This is a genomic window from Rosettibacter firmus (genome assembly GCF_036860695.1).
GTDB classification, from domain to species: Bacteria; Bacteroidota; Ignavibacteria; order Ignavibacteriales; family Melioribacteraceae; genus Rosettibacter; species Rosettibacter firmus.
On record NZ_JAYKGJ010000002.1, the window covers coordinates 368,427 to 385,004 of the forward strand.

Sequence of the window (16,578 nt, forward strand, 5' to 3'; positions counted from 1 at the left end):
TTTGAAAAGCAAATTATATAATTGTTGAAAAAAATATGGCAAAAAAATCAAACAGAAGATTATTAAGAGAAAAAGCATTACAGGTTTTATATGCTTATGAACTTAATGGAGAAAGATTAACAGAATTATGCGAGTTAATTTTATCTGAATTATCTTCTCAAACCGATATCGATTTTGCAAATCAAATAATTAATAAAACAATTGCTAATAAAAATTTGCTTGATGAAAAAATTCAAGAAAAAGTAGCTAATTGGGAAATGGATAGAATTGCTTTAATAGATAGAATTTTATTAAGAATTGGAATTGCTGAATTACTATACTTTCCAGATATACCACCAAAAGTTACAATAAATGAGATAATTGAAATAGCAAAAGAATTTTCTACTTCTAATAGTAATAAATTTATTAATGGTATTCTTGATGCAATTTATAATGACTTAAAAAATTCAGGTCAATTAAACAAATCTGGTAGGGGACTTATTGAAGAATCTATACCAAGAAAGCAGAAAAAGTCTTAAAGAAAATGAGAGATTCAGGATTGTTGTCTGGTCATTATTTGATTTTGCAAATACTTCTTATTCAATAATTGTTGTTACATTTATTTATGCAGTTTATTTCAAACAGACAGTTGCTGATGGAAAACCAATTGGTGATTTTTACTGGAGTTTAGGAACAAGCATTTCAATGTTAATTACTGCTTTAATTTCTCCTGTACTTGGTGCTATTGCAGATTTCTCAGCTGGCAAAAAAAGATTCCTACTTTTTTTTACATTGATTTGTATTCTTTCTACATCATTGCTTTATTTTGTTCATAAAGGAAACATCTTATATGGATTGATATTATTTATTATAGCTAATATTGGTTTTGAAGCAGGATTGGTTTTTTACGATGCTTTTCTTCCCGAGATTACTAAGCCGAAAAATTATGGTAGAGTAAGTGGATATGGTTTTGCAATGGGATATCTTGGTTCACTTGCAACTCTTGGTTTGATATATCCATTTATTCAAAAACAAATGATTAGAGAAACATTCCCACTTTCTGCATTAGTCTTTTTAGTATTTTCTATTCCACTTTTTATTTATATAAAAGATTCAAGAAAAAATATATTAAAAGAAAATTCATATTTAAAAATTGGTTTTAATAGAGTTGTTAATACGATTACAAATCTTAAGAACTATAAAAACTTAGCTTTATTTTTGTTATCATTCTTTTTTTATATAGAAGGTGTAAACACTGTAATTTATTTTTCTGGAAATTATGCCAGTACAACATTAAAATTTACTTTTCAGGAGTTAATTGTTTTTTTCATAATTGTTCAAACCACAGCTATATTAGGATCAATTATTTTTGGTTTAATGGCAGATTCTTTTGGTACAAAAAAATCATTAATAATCTCTCTATTTGTGTGGTTATTTACAATACTTTTTGCATTTCTTACAAGTGATGTTGAAAGTGGTTTAATAAAATGGTTATCAAAATTATTATTGTTTGAATCAAGTAAAGTTTTGCATTTATGCTTTTATATTGTTGGATTGCTTGCGGGTAGTGTTATGGGAGCTACGCAATCAACAAGTCGTGGTTTAATGTCGAAGTTAACGCCATTCGAAAAGAAGACAGAATTTTTTGGATTTTATTCATTCTTTGGAAAAAGCTCTGCCATAATAGGTCCTTTTGTTTTTGGATTAATCAGTTATTTAACAGGTACTCAGAAATTTGCTATACTCTCAGTATGTTTCTTTTTTATTATTGGTATGGTATTGTTGATCTTTGTAAGAGAAAATGAAACTACCTGATTTTTTTTATTATCGATTTTATTAAAAAGAACATCCCTATTAATGAAATAAAAATCCATATAAATCCCCAAAGTGTTGAAGGTAATCCACTTAGTTCTGAAATCAAAGCGGCATCGCTTAAGAAATTTTTGTTGTTAAAAACATCTTCTTTAATATCATAAATAACATATAGACAGCTAATCAATCCAATTAATCTTAATATTAAATTAGAAATAAAATCTGGTAAGTATTTTGTAATTACTAATAGAATAAATCCAAATAGTATTGAAATTAAACTATAATATTGATCTTTGATTGTGTTAACTGCAAATAAAAAAATTATTATACTAATAAAAAGAATCAAAAATGTTTTAATATTTTTATTATATGTTGAATAAAAAATGAGAGAACCAAAAATAAAACTTCCTGGATAACCAAAAGAAGCTATAAGTAACTGGTTACCATCTTGAGTTATACATTTACCACTAAGACTTGAATCAATATTTAATTCAAGAATTTTGCCTCCTGTTATGATAGTTGCAATTCCATGACTGAGTTCATGTAGTAGAACAACGAATAATTTAATAGGAAATAAAAAGATAGAGTCCCAGAAAAAAAGAGAAACGATTATTAATAAGAAAAGTATAAAATGTTCAATAAAAATTTTTTGATTACTATTAAGTTTCATAAAAATAGAAATTTTATTTGCAAGATAATACAAACACTTGAATTAGATATAGAGCATTGATATTTTTGTCATTAGAAGCGGGCGTAACTCAGTTGGTAGAGTAGTAGCTTCCCAAGCTAAATGTCGCGGGTTCGAGTCCCGTCGCCCGCTCAAAAAAATTTGAAACTTTGGAATAAAAATTCTAAGTTTGGTTCGCAAATTTTAATGTTCTAAGAAATATTGGGCGCTTAGCTCAGCTGGTTCAGAGCACCTGCCTTACAAGCAGGGGGTCGTAGGTTCGAATCCTTCAGCGCCCACAATTAAAAGCCCTGTAATAAAAATTACAGGGCTTTTTATTTTTATTACAGTTTTGTCACAGTTTTAAATAAAAAAATTGATTTATTAGAATACCTGGAAATAAGTAAAAGGAAGGAATTCACATTAATACAAGCAGGGGGTTGGTTCTTCCAAAGGAATGCCAATGGTAGAATCCTTCAGCGAATACATTCATAAGCTTCAGTAAATAATAAGTACATTTTTGTTAATTGTGATAAAATCTAATCAAATCAAAATTCTTTACTTCTTTTTTTGCCCTGAATAATTTTGCACTACTTATAATTCTATCTAAAATAAAATGTACGATAAATATCATTGGTAATTTTTGTCATAGCAAATGTAATATATTTTAAGAGTCCAATATAGCCGAATTAATTTCAGATGCTCTGGAAAAGAAATGAAATAAAATACTTTTTCATGTAGGATTTAAAAGATGTAAAGTGATTGTAAGTGCAATGAAATTATCGATTGTATTTTTACTTAAATATGCTATTGTATTGATATAATGTTAAGAATCAAATTATTTCTTGAGATATTTTAAGTAATAAAATATTAAGTAAAAAGAGAAGTCAGGGCTATTTGAAAATTATTTTTATTAAATTTTTAATTCATCATTAATATAGAATTTATTTGGTAATTTATTTACCAATTCCTGAACATATGAATATCTAAATTTATCAAACCTATCATTCGCAAATATCGAAAAGAGATGTAACTCAAGGATTTTATTTTTAATCTTACTTTTAAATGAGGTTATCAATTGAAAATGTCTGATTCTAAAGGATTTTTAGAATGTAGATTTTTATTAAACATAAAATATATTTTTATTAATTGCTAAAACGTTTAACTTAAATAATGCAACAATATATTTAATTTCTGATTGTAAATTTTATCAATTATTAAAGCAAAAATAAAATATTTGAGAAAATAGGCTATTTTTCAATATTAATTTCAAAAATAGTGCTTGACAAAGAACTCAATAAGTATTAATTTTTGTTAAAACGTTTAACTAAATATGAATGTAACTATTAAAGATGTAGCTAAAAAAGCCGGGGTCTCTATTGCTACTGTTTCTTTAGTACTCCATAAAAGTAATAGAATATCAACTGTTACACGCAATAAGGTCCTTAAAGCTATAAAAGAATTAAACTACCATCCTTCTCGTTCTGCTAAAGGTCTTGTTACAAGAACTACTGGTAATATCGGTTTTGTTTTAACTGAAGATCACTTCTTAAGAACTGAACCTTTTTATACTAAAATATTTTTAGGTACTGAATTTGTAACTCGTGATAATGATTACTACGTTCTGTTATCTACAATAAAACGAGAATTTCATGAGGATGATCCTTTACCAAGATTTATACTTGAAAAAAATGTTGATGGAATTATCATAGCTGGCAAAGTACCTAATCTATTCATCTCAAAACTTTCAAAATATAAAATCCCTCTTGTGTTTGTTGATTATTATCCTCCACAAGGAGATTATAATGTTGTCTTAATTGATAATATTAAAGGGGGATTTTTAGCTACTAAGTATCTGATAGAACTTGGACATAAAGATATTGCATTTGTTGGTGGCGATATAACTCATCCAAGTATAACTGATCGTTTTATAGGTTATAAACAGGCTCTCGAATCATCGGGGTTATCTATAAATCCTGATATCATTATTACTGATGAGGATTATCCTTCTCGTGCTAATGGTTATGATGCTGCAAATAGATTGTTGAATCAATCTAAAAATATCACAGCAATATTTGCATGTAATGATGCAATGGCTCTCGGGATTTTACAATATTGTTATGATAATGGGATTAAAGTTCCAGATGATATATCAATCGTTGGCTTTGATGATGTTGAATCAGATATTTCATCTACTCCACAATTAACTACAATTAGAGTCCCTAAAACCGAACTTGGAATTGAAGCAATGAATTTAATGGTCAATCTCTTGAAAGAAAAAGAAAAATTCCAAACAAGAAAAATTTTAGTACCAGTTGAATTAATTATAAGAACATCTACAAGAAAAATTAAATGAAATCTTTATTATTTATAAAACCAAATAATATTGAAATTATTGATAAAGAATTAAGAAAACCTGAAAGTAATGAACTAATTATTAAAATAGATACCTGTGGTGTATGCGGTACAGATTTTCATATTTTTAGAGGGGAATCTTTAGCTAATAAAAATACAATTTTAGGTCATGAATTTAGTGGAATTGTATATGACAATAATAATATTGCAGATTTTAACTTAGGTGATAAAGTTGTAGTTGATCCAAATATTTATTGTGGTACTTGTTATTACTGCAGACAGGGTAAAATAAATTTTTGTATTAATCATAAAGCACTTGGAGTTACCGAAGATGGAGGATTTGCTGAGTACGCTATAGTCCCTGCTAAACAAGCTTATAAAATACCGTCTTATATATCACTTTCTACAATTGCATTCGCTGAACCGCTATCATGCTGTTTAAGAGCTATTAACAAAACTATTATAAATTCTGGCGAATCAGTTATCATTTTTGGCGGAGGTTCAATTGGTTTATTAATGTTACAATTAGTAAAACTAAGAGGGGCATCGAAAGTTATCCTTATTGAACCAATTAAACTAAGACAACAATTAGCACAAAAACTGGGGGCTGATTATGTTTTTGCTCCAAATGAGAATAACCTCAAAACTATTATTTATGATATAACTCATGGAGGAGCAGATACTATTATAGATTGTGTTGGTAAACCTGAGATTCTCTCATTAAGTATAGAATTAATAAATCGTGGTGGAAAAATTATCTTGTTTGGTGTACCTCCTATTCATTCAAATGTTTCATTGGAACTGCATAAAATTTTTCTTAATGAACTAACTATTACTTCTTCATACCTTAATCCTTATACATTCAATTATGCAATCGAGCTCTTGGTTAATCATAAAATCGATGTAGAGCAATTACCAGTTAAAAAAGTCGATATTGAATCGGTGAAAAACATTTTAGAATCTGGAGCTGATGAAAGTATAATAAAATATCAATTTCATAATTAAAAATGGAGGCATCAATGAAAAGTTATTTTAAAAAGTTGTCTCTTCTATTGATTGGTTTTTCTTTTCTGATTGGGCTTAATAATATAAATGCTCAATCAGGGATCAATCTCATAGGGAGCTTTGAACAAGAATTACCATCATACTGGAAGAAGGGAAAAGAGCCAGCAGGGAGTAAATTAGAATGGGCAACCGACCAGTATAGATCAATGGGAAGGAGTTTAAAGATAGAGAAGACAACAACAGGCGAAGAAGCATACTGGGAAAGTGAGAACATGTGCGATTTATGGTCACCAGTACATAATAAAGATGTAGATATATTCCTTGGGGCATATGTAAGGACAGAAGGAGTAAATGTAAATCCAGCAAATGAAGATGAGAGATGGTATATAAGTTATAGTTTTTATGGAAAGAGTGGGAATTTAATAGGGGAAGTAAAATTACCAATCGATCAAAGTAAAGCAAGCAGTAGTGGATGGATAGCCGATACGAATGAAGTAGGGAGTGTAATATTGCCAGAAGATTCATACACGACGATAATAAAATTTGTAGCAGGGAAGAATGCAACAGGGAAAGTATGGGCAGATGATTTTATGTTTTATGGAAGGAATGGAGCCTGGGCAGGACAGGATTGGAATACACAGGTAGGAGTACCAGAAGGATGGTTTTATTGGTTACCACCAGTAGGAGGAAATGACGGAAGATTGAGTGATGGATATGAGAATACAAAGATAACAAGTGAAGAAGCATATCATGGAAGATATAGTTTGAAGTTTGAAAATCTACCAGGAACACATGATGGCTTTGTAGGAACAAGAAGATATTTAATAGGAGATGAAATAAAAGCAGGAGATGTACTTAGAATAACAGTCTGGATAAAAGGAAAAGATTTAGATCCACAGAATGTAGCACAGGTAGGAGATCAAGCATGTTTTGCAATTACACCAATATTCCATAACACATATGGGAATAATGAAGGATGGGGAGAGTTCTGGTCAAGAGATATACCGATAAAGTTTCCAGCAGTAACATCATTTGACTGGATGCCATTTTATGTAGATATACCAGTACAGGCAGGAGCGAAATCATTGTCAGTAAGATTACATCCACTTGGGAGATTTAAGGGGACAATCTATTGTGATTATCTTACAGTAGAGAAATTAGATATACCAACAATAAGTGAGATAGGGAGCTTTGAACAAGAATTACCATCATACTGGAAGAAGGGAAAAGAGCCAGCAGGGAGTAAATTAGAATGGGCAACCGACCAGTATAGATCAATGGGAAGGAGTTTAAAGATAGAGAAGACAACAACAGGCGAAGAAGCATACTGGGAAAGTGAGAACATGTGCGATTTATGGTCACCAGTACATAATAAAGATGTAGATATATTCCTTGGGGCATATGTAAGGACAGAAGGAGTAAATGTAAATCCAGCAAATGAAGATGAGAGATGGTATATAAGTTATAGTTTTTATGGAAAGAGTGGGAATTTAATAGGGGAAGTAAAATTACCAATCGATCAAAGTAAAGCAAGCAGTAGTGGATGGATAGCCGATACGAATGAAGTAGGGAGTGTAATATTGCCAGAAGATTCATACACGACGATAATAAAATTTGTAGCAGGGAAGAATGCAACAGGGAAAGTATGGGCAGATGATTTTATGTTTTATGGAAGGAATGGAGCCTGGGCAGGACAGGATTGGAATACACAGGTAGGAGTACCAGAAGGATGGTTTTATTGGTTACCACCAGTAGGAGGAAATGACGGAAGATTGAGTGATGGATATGAGAATACAAAGATAACAAGTGAAGAAGCATATCATGGAAGATATAGTTTGAAGTTTGAAAATCTACCAGGAACACATGATGGCTTTGTAGGAACAAGAAGATATTTAATAGGAGATGAAATAAAAGCAGGAGATGTACTTAGAATAACAGTCTGGATAAAAGGAAAAGATTTAGATCCACAGAATGTAGCACAGGTAGGAGATCAAGCATGTTTTGCAATTACACCAATATTCCATAACACATATGGGAATAATGAAGGATGGGGAGAGTTCTGGTCAAGAGATATACCGATAAAGTTTCCAGCAGTAACATCATTTGACTGGATGCCATTTTATGTAGATATACCAGTACAGGCAGGAGCGAAATCATTGTCAGTAAGATTACATCCACTTGGGAGATTTAAGGGGACAATCTATTGTGATTATCTTACAGTAGAGAAATTAGATATACCAACAATAAGTGAGATAGGGAGCTTTGAACAAGAATTACCATCATACTGGAAGAAGGGAAAAGAGCCAGCAGGGAGTAAATTAGAATGGGCAACCGACCAGTATAGATCAATGGGAAGGAGTTTAAAGATAGAGAAGACAACAACAGGCGAAGAAGCATACTGGGAAAGTGAGAACATGTGCGATTTATGGTCACCAGTACATAATAAAGATGTAGATATATTCCTTGGGGCATATGTAAGGACAGAAGGAGTAAATGTAAATCCAGCAAATGAAGATGAGAGATGGTATATAAGTTATAGTTTTTATGGAAAGAGTGGGAATTTAATAGGGGAAGTAAAATTACCAATCGATCAAAGTAAAGCAAGCAGTAGTGGATGGATAGCCGATACGAATGAAGTAGGGAGTGTAATATTGCCAGAAGATTCATACACGACGATAATAAAATTTGTAGCAGGGAAGAATGCAACAGGGAAAGTATGGGCAGATGATTTTATGTTTTATGGAAGGAATGGAGCCTGGGCAGGACAGGATTGGAATACACAGGTAGGAGTACCAGAAGGATGGTTTTATTGGTTACCACCAGTAGGAGGAAATGACGGAAGATTGAGTGATGGATATGAGAATACAAAGATAACAAGTGAAGAAGCATATCATGGAAGATATAGTTTGAAGTTTGAAAATCTACCAGGAACACATGATGGATTTGTAGGAACAAGAAGATATTTAATAGGAAGTAATGTTCCGAATGGAAAAGTTACATCAAGAATTTTTGATATTACTTCTCTTAAAGATGTTAATCCTGGAGATATGATAAGAATCTCTGTATGGCTAAAAGCAAAAGGTTTAAATCCAGATGAAATGGCACAGATAGGAGATCAAGCTTCATTTGCAATTACACCAATATTCCATAACACATATGGAAATAATGAAGGATGGGGAGAATTCTGGTCAAGAGATATTCCATTAAAATTCCCTGTCGCAACAGAATTTGATTGGATGCAATTCTATGTAGACATTCCAGTTCAGCAGGGTGCAAAGTCGTTATCAGTAAGATTACATCCACTTGGAAAATTTAAAGGAACTGTATACTGTGATCTTTTAGAAGTACGAAAATTAGATCTTGTAGGAGTAGAATCAGCAGAAGCTGTTCCAAATCAATTTAAATTATTCCAGAATTATCCAAATCCATTTAATCCATCGACCATAATTAGTTATACTGTACTTAAACAAACTAATGTAACAATCAGAATTTATGACATACTTGGTAGAGAAGTAAAAACATTGATTAATCAAATACAGCCAGCTGGTGTTTATAAAATTGAATGGGATGGTACAAATAAATTTAATATGCCAGTAGCATCTGGTACTTATATTTATAGAATTGAAGCAGGAGAATTTATTCAAGCAAAGAAAATGATATTGCTCAGGTAATATTAATTAATGTTGATAAACTAAAAGGGTCTGAGTAATCAGACCCTTTGATTATAAATAATTAATTGGGTGTTAGATATGTTTATAATCGGTAATGGTTTTAAAAATAATATTATATTCTTTTTGATATTATTTGGAATAATTTCGATTGAATTGAATGCTGGTACGACAGGAAAAATTGCTGGAAGAGTAACTGATATAAATACTGGAGAACCTCTCATTGGTGTAAATGTTGTTATCACAGGGACATCCATGGGGGCTGCTACAGATGTGGATGGCAATTATTTTATTATAAATATTCCACCTGGAATTTATGAAATTAAAGCTTCACTGGTTGGATACTCAACAGTAGTTATAAAAAATATTAGGGTGTCAATAGATCAAACAACCAGAGTTGATATTCAAATGAGAGAAGAAGCAGTTTCTATTAGTGATATTGTTGTTACTGCACAAAAACCAATTGTTCAGAAAGATTTGACTTCTACAGAAGCAAAGATAAGTGGTGAACAAATATCAATGTTGCCTCTGGAAGATATTCAATCTGTAATCAATCTTCAGGCTGGAGTTGTTGATGGTCATTTTAGAGGTGGAAGAAGTAATGAAGTAAAATATTTAATTGATGGTATTTCTGTAAACGATGCTTATTCTGGTATGTCTGCACTCGAGGCAGAAGTTAATAGCATTCAGGAATTACAGGTTCTTACAGGTACTTTTAATGCTGAATATGGAGAAGCTTTATCTGGTGTTGTAAATCAGGTAACAAAAATTGCTGGCGATAAATTAGAAGCCGATTTTTCATTTTATTCAGGCGATTATTTTACTGCAAGAAAAAATTTATATCAAAATATAAATCATATTTCTCCCAGTGATGTTTATAATATTCAAGGTAATTTGAGTGGACCTGTCCCAGGATTAAAAAAATTTCTAAAGTTCTTTATAAGTGGAAGATATTATTATGATGATGGATATCTATATGGAAGAAGAATGTTCAATCCATCAGATTCATCAAATTTTTCTGCAAACGATCCGAAAGATTGGTATATAGGTGCTACTGGTGATAATAAATTTGTTCCAATGAATTACAATAAAAGATATACTTTGCAGGGAAAACTTTCCATTAATTTTAGTAATAGTGGGAAAGGTTTAATCGTTAATACATTATATCAAAATCAACAATGGAGAGATTATAATCATCGATTTAAATTAAATCCCGATGGTGATTATAAAAAGTTTCAGGAAAGTTTTTTGACAAGCTTAAATTATACTTATGTACTAAGTAATTCAGCTTTTATTGATTTTTTAGCTTCCAGTTTTACAACCAAATTCAAACAATACGTTTATGAAGATCCTCTTGATAATCGTTATGTTAAACCAGATAGAATGAAAGATGTAAGTGGCAATGCATTTTTAACTGGTGGAACAGAAAACTGGCATTTCTATCATACAACTTCTACTTACACAGGCAAAATAGATTTTACCTGGCAAATTAATAACTTGCATCAAATTAAAAGCGGATTTGAATATAAATATCATAACATTGAATATAAAGATTTTCAAATTGTTATTGATGCAACAACGAATTATAAACCTTCACTTCCTCAACCAGGTTCATTTAATTATAATATTTATAAAACTAATCCATATCAATTAGCTGCTTACATGCAGGATAAAATTGAATTAGAATATTTAGTTGTAAATATTGGTGTAAGATTCGACTTTTTTGAACCTGATGGTTATTATCTAAAAGATGCAAATAAAATTTCTATTCTTGATCAACTAAGTCCACCATATCCAGACTCACTTTTACAAAAAGCAAAATATAAATATCAAATTAGTCCAAGAATTGGTATTTCGTATCCAATCACAGATAAAGGTGCTATTCATATTTCTTATGGACACTTTTTCCAGATTCCACCATTTGAATATTTATATCGTAATCCAAATTTCAGAATTCCTTTAACAGGAGATTTTCCAGAGAATGTTGGCAATACAATTGGGAATGCAGATCTTGATGCTCAACAAACTGTTATGTACGAAATAGGACTTCAACAACAATTAGCTACAAATTTTGGAATTACTCTTACAGGTTATTATAAGGATATAAGAAATCTACTTGGAACAGAAATTCATATTAAAAATGAGTTCAGAAAATTCAGTAAATTAATTAATCGTGATTATGGCTCTGTAAAAGGTTTTACAATTTCTTTTGAAAAAAGATTTAGTGAAGGAATTGGAGCAACTCTGGATTATACATATCAAATTGCTAAAGGAAATGCATCTGATCCAAATGATGCATTTAATAAAGCTCAAGCAAATCCACCAATCGAAGCAAATAAACAAATGGTACCTCTTAACTGGGATAGAAGACATTCAGTTAATATAACTTTAACCGCTGGTAAACCAAATGATTTTATTGCAAGTTTAATTGGAAGATTAGGTTCTGGTTTACCATATACACCATCTTTTCAAAATCAAAGAACTGGATTAGAAAACAGCGAAAACAAACCAGCATTTTATAATGTAGATTTATATTTAACTAAATATCTAAAAATGTTTGGTAAAATATTTTCTGTTTATGCAAAAATTTATAATCTTTTTGATACTGCAAACGAAGTTGAAGTTTTTACAGATACTGGTAGAGCTGGATATACTCTTGAATTAACAAGAGCACAGGAAGCTCCGAGAGGTGTTAATACTTTAGAAGAATATTTTACAAGACCAGATTTTTATTCACCACCAAGACAAATTATTATTGGTGCATCAATAAGTTTTTAGTGAGGTAAGATAATGTTCTCAAATAAAAAATTGTTAACTATTATTTCATTAATTTATTTATTCAGTGTTATTGCCAATGCTCAGATTATTGTTGATAAAAACAAAGGGGATCATAATCAAACAAGAAAAGGTTATATGGATGGTAACTTAGCTGCTACAGTTTATTATAATTTTGGTGAAATAGCAGATTGGCTTAACGAACCAAGTAGAAGCGGAGTTTGGCCCAAAGGTACAAATCATACATATGTAGATGGAGTTGCTGTAATTGTTCAGGCAGAAACACAGGATCCATTAGGTAATATTATTCATCCACTTGAAACTAATTATTATGAATTTACAAGATATGATCCTGCTACTGGTATAACATATGGATGGTGGCCCTTACCTGGTTATGCAGCTCCTTATTCAAGAATTCCTGCAAGAAGTGATGATCCTTCAAGTTGGCCAACTAAGTGGCCAGATAGAACTTCTGATTGGAATGGTCTATGGAATGGTTTCTTTGGTAAGGGAGTAAAAAATGCGGATGTGGAAACATATTTTGTATTTGATGATAATGAAGATAGAGAATATTTGATTAAAAATAATTTCAAACCTGATGCTGACGATCCTACACGTGGTGGACTTGGTATGCAGGTTAAAGCTCGTGGCTTTCAATGGTCTCAAGTCTTAGCCGAAGATGTTATTTTCTGGTATTATGAAATTACAAATATGAGTACAACTGATTATGAAAAAACATTATTTGCACAATATATTGATTGGGGAATTGGTGGTCACGATAACTCTTCAAACAATGCAGGAGATTATGATGATTTACTTGATATCTCATATGCATGGTCGACTGTTCCAACTGGAAGTCCTGGCAATTGGAGTCCAGTTGGTTTAGCAGGTTATGCATTTCTTGAAAGTCCAGGAATTTCAGATGATCGAAAAGATAATGACCAGGATGGACTTACTGACGAAAATAGAAATAATTTAGCTCATAGATTTATTAATACTCCCTTTGAAGATCCATATTTATTAAATCCTGCAAGAGATACAGTTAATTTCAAAACCTTTTATGGTCACTCATGGAAACCTCACTGGGATGCTGATGAAAATGGAAACTGGCGTTCCTTTACAGATATAAATTCTAATGGCAAATGGGATAAAGATGAACCTTTGAATGATGATGTAGGAACCGATGGTATCGGTCCATTTGACGAAGGTTATACAGGTCCAGATCCAGATGGAACAGAAGGAAATGGAAAACCAGATCAGGGTGAACCTAATTTTGGAATTCTTGATAAAGATGAATCAGATCAACTTGGTTTAACTGGATTTGCTATTTTCCCGGTTCATCGTTATGAATTAAATAGAGATGAAGAAAACTGGCAGGTTCTTTCTGCATTACCTGCTCCACATGGTCAATCTTTGGTTGGTGTTAATCTTGCAAATTATTTCTCGAGTTATCTCTTCCACCTCTGGGGTAGAAATAAATATTCTCAAATATCAGGAACAATAAAAGAAACTGGTGAGACAGAAAGATTTTCTATGTCTTTAATTTTTGGTATTGATAAAGATGATTTGTTTAGAAGGAAAAAAACAGTTCAACAAATTTATAATGCAAACTATCGCTTTGCTAAACCACCAGAAAAACCAATTGTAAAAGCAATTCCTGGTAATAATAAAGTAACTTTATACTGGGACGACCGTGCCGAAAAAACTTTTGATGCTTTTTATCAGAAATATAACTTTGAAGGTTATCGTATCTATCGTTCCACTGAACCAAATTTCCTGGAAAATAAAATTATAACTGATGCTTACGGAAAACCAACTTTTAGAAAACCAATTGCACAATTTGATTTAGTTGATGGTGTTAAAGGATTACATCCAATTGATGTAAATGGAGCTTTGTTTTATTTAGGAAATGATTCTGGTTTACGTCATTCATTTATAGATACAACAGTTCAAAATGGTCAGACTTATTATTATGCAGTTGCTGCTTATGATCAGGGATTCACTACTACAACTGTAGAAGGTAAGTTTGAAGGTATTCCTCCATCGGAAACAACAACAATTCTAAAGAAAGATATTAATGGAAATATAATTACAGATGTTAACACTGCTGTCGTAACTCCAAGAGCACCAGCAGCAGGTTATATTCCTCCTGACATAAAAAACTTTTATGCAAGTGGACCTGGAACAGGAACAGTATCGGTTGAGATTCTGGATCCAGATTCAATTAAAGACAATCATACTTATCGAATTGAATTTATTGAAAATTCTATTTTTAATAATGAATCAAAACCAAAATTTCAAATCGTTGATTATACTTCCGGGGATACATTAATTAAACCAACGTTAATGGATAAAAATGTTTTTACATCAAAAGTTATTCATGGATTTTCTTTGACTATTAATAATGATGACAATGTTCAAATTGATTTTGAAAAAAGCGGATGGAAAAAAGGAAAAAGTAATTACATTGTTCAACTTGGTTTCGATCCTCGTTTTGCACCAGCTTATAATACAAAACGAGTAGATTATCCAGCAGATTTTGAAATTGAACTTACTGAACCTGGTAAAGGGGATCTCTCTTTCCCACAATCAACATTTAGTAAACCTATTCAATCAAATATTATTGTGCGAAATGTTACTGAAAATAAAAAATATCAATTCATTTTTAGAGATGTAAATCAGAATGAAATATTTGATGACGGAGATGCTATATTTATTGTACTTGGTGATTCAGCAGGAAAACCTGCTACATCATTTTCTAATTTGAGAGTAACCTGGTCAGTAACATTAATGAAAGATACAACAATTGCTCAAGAAAATCAGAGACCACCTGAGTTTGGTGATGTTTATAAATTAGTTACTAAAAAACCATTTAGAAAAGGAGAATATTTTGAGTTCACAACAAAAGCTCCTCAATTTGATCAAGCTAAAGCTAAAAATGATTTAGATAAAATTGCTGTTGTTCCTAATCCTTACGTTGGTGCTGCATCTTGGGAACCAGCTACTGTTGAAGTAGGAAGAGGAGAACGACTTATTTATTTTATAAATCTTCCAAGACAATGCACTATAAGAATTTATACTATAAGTGGAAAACATGTTAAAACTATTGAACATAATAGCAGTATTGATAATGGTCAAGAAGCATGGAATTTGATTTCTAAAGATGGAATGGAAATATCATATGGAGTTTATGTTTATCATGTAGATGCACCAGGGATTGGAGAAAAAATAGACAAATTCGCAGTGATTAAATAGTGAATGGAGATTGATATGAATCTAAATAAATTATTAACAATAATTTTTTTACTTACAATTAATAATTATATCTATTCACAAAAAGTTTCAAAAAGTGGAACAACTTCAGCTTCATTTCTTGAAATCCCTGTAGGAGCATATGCAATTGGAATGGGAGGAGCGTATGTAAGTATAGCAAAAGATGCCTCAGCTTTATTCTGGAATCCTGCAGGTATAAGCTCACATGAAAATTATGAAGCAATATTGAATCATACTAACTGGATTGCTAATACCAGTTTTGATTTTGCTGGAATTGTAATTCCACTTGGTGTCATTGGAAATGTAGGCTTTAGTTTTACTTCACTCTCGATGGATGATATGAAAGTACGAACCGTTGAACAACCTGAAGGAACAGGTGAATATTTTAGTGCAGGTGATATTTCAGTTGGATTATCTTATGCACGAAATTTAACTGATCGTTTTTCAATTGGATTTACTGCAAAATATATTCAACAAAAAATTTGGCATATGTCAGCTTATGCTTTTGCAGTCGATGTTGGTACAAAATTCAAAACAGATCTTTTTGGTGGAATGATTATTGGTGCATCAATCTATAATTTTGGTACTTCAATGCAAATGGCAGGAAGAGATGCACGTTACTTTATAAGAGTTGATCCAAATAAACAGGGCTCTAACGACCAAATACCTACTAATATCGAAATGAATTCATGGGATTTACCTTTATCTATTCAAATTGGTGTTTCAACTAATTTAATTCATAATGAAGATTACAGATTGACAGTTGCTGCCGATGCTATTCATCCTAATAACGACTATGAAAGCATGAACTTTGGTTTTGAAACGGCATTTAAAGAATTTCTTTTTTTAAGAGGTGGTTATCAATCAGCTTTTAATAAATATTCAGAAGGTGGATTATCTTTGGGATTCGGGATAAATTCAAAATTAATATTATCAAATGCATTATTTAGATTTGATTACGCATATAGAGATTTCGGCAGGTTAGAGAATATCCATTCTTTTTCAATTAGTTTAGTGTTTTAAATGTTCAATAAAATATTAACA

At 31.3% G+C, this 16,578-nt stretch carries 9 protein-coding genes and 2 tRNA genes; 10 read left to right on the top strand and 1 reads right to left on the bottom strand.

Features of this window, described 5'->3' with window-relative positions; all coding sequences use genetic code 11:
• The first annotated feature begins 35 nt into the window (after window positions 1–35).
• Both nusB and VJY38_RS08495 read left to right on the top strand, forming a co-directional pair.
• On the top strand, window positions 36–518 hold the full coding sequence (gene nusB / locus VJY38_RS08490; RefSeq protein WP_353680263.1) for a transcription antitermination factor NusB: 483 nt from the start codon (window positions 36–38) through the stop codon (window positions 516–518).
• Complete coding sequence (locus VJY38_RS08495; protein WP_353680264.1) at window positions 481–1,794, top strand: MFS transporter; 1,314 nt, start codon at window positions 481–483, stop codon at window positions 1,792–1,794. The genes nusB and VJY38_RS08495 overlap by 38 nt, the downstream gene beginning before the upstream one ends.
• On the opposite strand, the gene VJY38_RS08500 is transcribed toward VJY38_RS08495, so the two are convergent.
• The gene (locus tag VJY38_RS08500; RefSeq protein ID WP_353680265.1) at window positions 1,787–2,461 is read right to left on the bottom strand and encodes a M50 family metallopeptidase; all 675 of its coding nucleotides are present in this window, start codon (window positions 2,459–2,461) and stop codon (window positions 1,787–1,789) included. The two genes, VJY38_RS08495 and VJY38_RS08500, sit on opposite strands and share 8 nt — an antisense overlap.
• Window positions 2,462–2,538: 77 nt before the next feature.
• Here VJY38_RS08500 and VJY38_RS08505 point away from each other — a divergent pair.
• The 8 genes from VJY38_RS08505 (at window position 2,539) to VJY38_RS08540 (ending at window position 16,557) form a co-directional block, all read left to right on the top strand.
• Window positions 2,539–2,611, top strand: a tRNA-Gly gene (locus tag VJY38_RS08505).
• A 71-nt stretch (window positions 2,612–2,682) separates the two neighbouring features.
• A tRNA-Val gene (locus tag VJY38_RS08510) sits at window positions 2,683–2,757 on the top strand.
• A 1,034-nt stretch (window positions 2,758–3,791) separates the two neighbouring features.
• Complete coding sequence (locus VJY38_RS08515) at window positions 3,792–4,814, top strand: LacI family DNA-binding transcriptional regulator (RefSeq protein WP_353680266.1); 1,023 nt, start codon at window positions 3,792–3,794, stop codon at window positions 4,812–4,814.
• Window positions 4,811–5,818, top strand: a complete 1,008-nt coding sequence (locus VJY38_RS08520; RefSeq protein ID WP_353680267.1) for a zinc-dependent alcohol dehydrogenase family protein — start codon at window positions 4,811–4,813, stop codon at window positions 5,816–5,818. Before VJY38_RS08515 ends, VJY38_RS08520 begins: the two co-directional genes overlap by 4 nt.
• Window positions 5,819–5,832: 14 nt before the next feature.
• Complete coding sequence (locus VJY38_RS08525; protein ID WP_353680268.1) at window positions 5,833–9,489, top strand: T9SS type A sorting domain-containing protein; 3,657 nt, start codon at window positions 5,833–5,835, stop codon at window positions 9,487–9,489.
• Window positions 9,490–9,567: 78 nt separating this feature from the next.
• On the top strand, window positions 9,568–12,264 hold the full coding sequence (locus tag VJY38_RS08530) for a TonB-dependent receptor (protein ID WP_353680269.1): 2,697 nt from the start codon (window positions 9,568–9,570) through the stop codon (window positions 12,262–12,264).
• A 12-nt stretch (window positions 12,265–12,276) separates the two neighbouring features.
• Window positions 12,277–15,516, top strand: coding sequence for a hypothetical protein (locus tag VJY38_RS08535; protein WP_353680270.1), 3,240 nt, complete (start codon window positions 12,277–12,279; stop codon window positions 15,514–15,516).
• 15 nt (window positions 15,517–15,531) lie between these two features.
• Window positions 15,532–16,557, top strand: coding sequence for a PorV/PorQ family protein (locus tag VJY38_RS08540; RefSeq protein WP_353680271.1), 1,026 nt, complete (start codon window positions 15,532–15,534; stop codon window positions 16,555–16,557).
• Window positions 16,558–16,578 lie beyond the last annotated feature (21 nt).